Below are 3,444 nucleotides of genomic sequence, written 5' to 3'. Positions count from 1 at the left end.
TGTGGGGTCGTACAGCGCGCATCAGACAGTTGTGGTTTGTACCCATTTGGGCTGCAACGTTTTTCGCGATTGTCGGTCACGTCCTGTGGAGTGGTGTAAGAGCGGTCGCGTGTCCGCGTGTGGCTCTGTGGTAGCCACTATGCCGTGAGAGCGGCTGTGGGGGCAATGGTTTCGGCACTTTGGTCACTGACGTCGAGCAGAGCGAGGCTGGTCTCGGAGAGGTAGCGCTTGTCGGCGACCTGCCATTCGTCGTGGGCCTCAACGAGTACCGAGCCGGCCAGCCGTAACAGCGCGGCGGGGTTGGGGAACACGCCGACGACGTCGGTGCGGCGTTTGATTTCCTTGTTCAATCGCTCCATTATCCGGCCCTCGGGGGCGGGTCAACCCGTCGGGGTGGGATGTTCATCGATCGAGGCGCTGGAGGTGGTCGGTAAGGGCGTGGGCGACGCGGTCGTGGCGGGCGGCTTCGTCGGTCCAGCCGCGGCACTCGGCGTCGGTTCTGAGGGCCTGGACGTCGGCGAGTTGGTCGGTGAGCGTGTCGCGGAATTCGGGGGCGGTGACGTAGTTGTCGCAGGTTTCGCAGATGTTGGCATAAGGGCACGCGCCCGCGGATTCGTGGCGAGCGCAGTATCCGTGTGCAACGCGGGTTTTCAGCATTTCACTGTGCAGCCAGCCGACCTTGTCGGGCAGGATCGGTTTGCCGACCGGGGTGAGGGTGAACTGGCGGCGCATCTTGCCCATCGCTTCGTCGTAGGCCGCGCGCAGGGTGGGCGAGGCCAGGGTGGCGTAGCGGATCGTCATTTGTGGAGTGACGTGCCCGAGTAAGGACATCAAGGCCTGCAGACTCATCCCGGCGTTGGCGAGTTCGGTGGCCCAGGTGTGGCGCAACTGATGTGGAGTGACCATCAGGACGCCGCCGTCGGGACGGTGCAACCCGGCGGATTCAGCGGCGGTGAGCAGCCCGTTGCGCAGCCGGGTGTAGCCCAGGCGGCGTCCGTGCCGGGTGAACAGAAAGTCGGTGAGCACGCCGGTGCGTGGGTGCGGCAGCGGCCGGTGCGTGCCGCGGAGGGCGACCCACTCGTCGAGCGCGGCGAGGGTCGCGGCGGAGAGCGGGACCATGCGTTCGGTGGCGAGCTTGCCCAGTGGCACCTTCAGCCAGGTTCCGGCCGGTCCGTAGTCGATGATGCTGCCCAGTTCGAGGTCGAGCAGTTCCCCGCCCGCAGGCCGGCACCACGCAGCACGGTCAGGCCGATGCGGGCGAACGGATCCTGCAGGTGGGCAACGGCGTTCATCACTGCCGCGTCCACATCGGGTGCTAGCGCGCGTGGCAACGGCTGGTCGAGTTTGGGGACGTCGGCGGCGAATACCAACCGCCGTGGTGGGGCCTGCGCCCAGCCCCAGGCGGTGATGTCGTCGAGCAGGTTGCGCAGACTGAGCACTGCCGACTGGGCCACCGCGGCCGAGACGGTGCGCCCGGCGCCCGCGGCGGCGCGCTGACCACGCCAGCCCCGGGTGCGATTCCATTTCAGGTAGCCCTCGATGCAGCTCCGGTCGAGTTCACGCAGGCTGATGACGTCGGGATGGTGAGCGGTGAGGTATTCGGCGAAGGGCAGCAGGTCGTTGATCAGCGACTCGACCGATTTGGGCCGCAGCACCGCCGCGCGCACGCCGATGTAGCGCAGCAACGTCTGACGGATCGGGTCGGGCATCTCCACCTCGGTGAAGCGCTGCTCGAGGCTACGGGCCCACCGCCGGCGTTTCGGCGCGGTGTCGATGACCGCGGTCTCGAACAACAGCTGCCGCAGGCTGGCCAGCCGCCCCCTGTATGCCCGCCGCGACGATGGCGGCACCACGGTACGTGACAGCGCGGCGTCGAAGTCGTCGAGCGCGTCGCCGGTCAGGTCGGCGACCATTCCGCCGTGGTGTGCCAGCACTACCGCCAGACATTCGCCGAGGACCGTCTCGACCCAGGAACTCCTCCAGCCCAACCGAATTCCCGCATTCCGCAACGCGGCGAATCCGCTCGGATCCCGGTCCTCCACTGCGCGGCCCAGCCCGGTCAACTGTTTGACCGCGGCCAGCTCGACGTCCAGCCGTAACCGGCCGGTGCCGATCGTGTGACAGATCAGCGGCCACGCCCCGGTGTCCCGTATCTCGGCGATCCGCTCGGCTGCCGGCAGCGTCATCCAGGCGTGCAGGTCGCGGTGGCGTGCGGTGAAGTCGCGAGCGATCCGAATCCGGTCGCGTACCGCCCGCCGCTCAAACCCAGGGTGGCGACGTGGTCGAGATAATCCGCCACCACCTCGTCGGCGCCTACGGGTTGGCCGACCAACACCGTGGTCACTGCCGGGCTCCGGCCAACGTCGCACGAGCAGCACCGTATTCGGCGGCGAGCTGCTCGATCGACAAATGCACGTAGCGGGCCGTGGTCTCCGGCGAGACATGCCCCATCAACGCCCGCAACGCCAGCAGATCGATTCCGGCCGCCGACAATTCGGTGCCGTAGGTATGCCGTAAACGGTGCGGGCGGACTCTTGTGGCGCCAGAGGTCTCCCGGTGCCGACGGAACAGGCTGCGCAGCCCGGCCTCGCTGACCGGTGCACCGGTCGTCGGGCCGCGCAGCACTACGAAGCACTGCGGCGTCGCCAACCCCGGCGGCCGCTCCCATCGCAGGTAGGCGGCGAGCTCGGTGAAGAACGCCGCATCGACCGGGACATGACGTTCCTTGCCGCCCTTGCCGATCACCCGAAGCCGGCGCCGGCCCATATCGACGTCGGCGAGCAGCAGGCCACGCGCCTCGGCCGAACGCAGCCCTCCGAGTAGCATCACCAGCACCATCGCCCGGTCCCGGTGCGTTGCCAGTGTCGCCAGGAACGCGTCGACATCGTTGGTGGACAACGATTCCGGAAGACGCTGCGGCTGACGCACCAACCTACCGCCACTGCGTGCACGCCCGGGACCCAGATGACCGAGCAACCCCCGCTGCGACTGGCGCAGCCCCTGTCCCCGCCGCGGCGACGGCACCGGATTGTCGGTGCAGACACCGGTCATCACCAGATACTCGAATAACGCGCGCACTGCCGCGACCCGGCGGTTCACCGTCGAAGCTGCCGGCGGGTCGACGAGCGGTGACCGCCGGTGGGCTGGTCCGTTCGGCGGACGCCTTGCCAGTCGATCCAGTCGAACACCAACGGCGCATCGACCGCGGCGAGCCCGACCGCTTGCTGGACGAGGAACCGGCTCAAATTGGCGACGTCGAATGCGTAGGCCCGCACCGTGGCCGCGCTGAACCCCCGTCCCGCCAAATGGTTGAGAAACGCGTTCACCGCGTCCTGCCCGTCCCAGTCGCCCTCCAGGACATATCCGCTGTCGCTCTTGAGTACCCGCATCGCCGCTCCGCCTTCCCCACCGAGATGCAGACAGCATCCATCCGTGCTCAGCGCT

Annotated in this window: 3 protein-coding genes and 2 pseudogenes; all 5 read right to left on the bottom strand. The window is 68.0% G+C overall.

Annotated features, from left to right (window positions below; all coding sequences use genetic code 11):
- Positions 1-137: 137 nt before the first annotated feature.
- A pseudogene (locus NF20_RS22280) lies at positions 138-359 on the bottom strand (transposase); the annotation flags it as partial.
- A 43-nt stretch (positions 360-402) separates the two neighbouring features.
- Entirely contained in the window at positions 403-1,155 is a 753-nt protein-coding gene (locus NF20_RS28560; RefSeq protein WP_232060663.1) for a tyrosine-type recombinase/integrase, read from the bottom strand.
- Complete coding sequence (locus NF20_RS28555) at positions 1,152-2,186, bottom strand: hypothetical protein (RefSeq protein ID WP_254697389.1); 1,035 nt, start codon at positions 2,184-2,186, stop codon at positions 1,152-1,154. Before NF20_RS28555 ends, NF20_RS28560 begins: the two co-directional genes overlap by 4 nt.
- Entirely contained in the window at positions 2,183-2,344 is a 162-nt protein-coding gene (locus NF20_RS28550; RefSeq protein WP_255343498.1) for a hypothetical protein, read from the bottom strand. Before NF20_RS28550 ends, NF20_RS28555 begins: the two co-directional genes overlap by 4 nt.
- Positions 2,341-3,389: pseudogene (locus NF20_RS22270) on the bottom strand (tyrosine-type recombinase/integrase). Before NF20_RS22270 ends, NF20_RS28550 begins: the two are co-directional and overlap by 4 nt.
- Positions 3,390-3,444: the final 55 nt, after the last annotated feature.

The organism is Mycobacterium sp. MAC_080597_8934 (assembly GCF_000523975.1).
In the GTDB taxonomy this organism is placed as follows: Bacteria; Actinomycetota; Actinomycetes; order Mycobacteriales; family Mycobacteriaceae; genus Mycobacterium; species Mycobacterium avium.
This window is presented reverse-complemented; position numbering and strand designations above follow the sequence as displayed.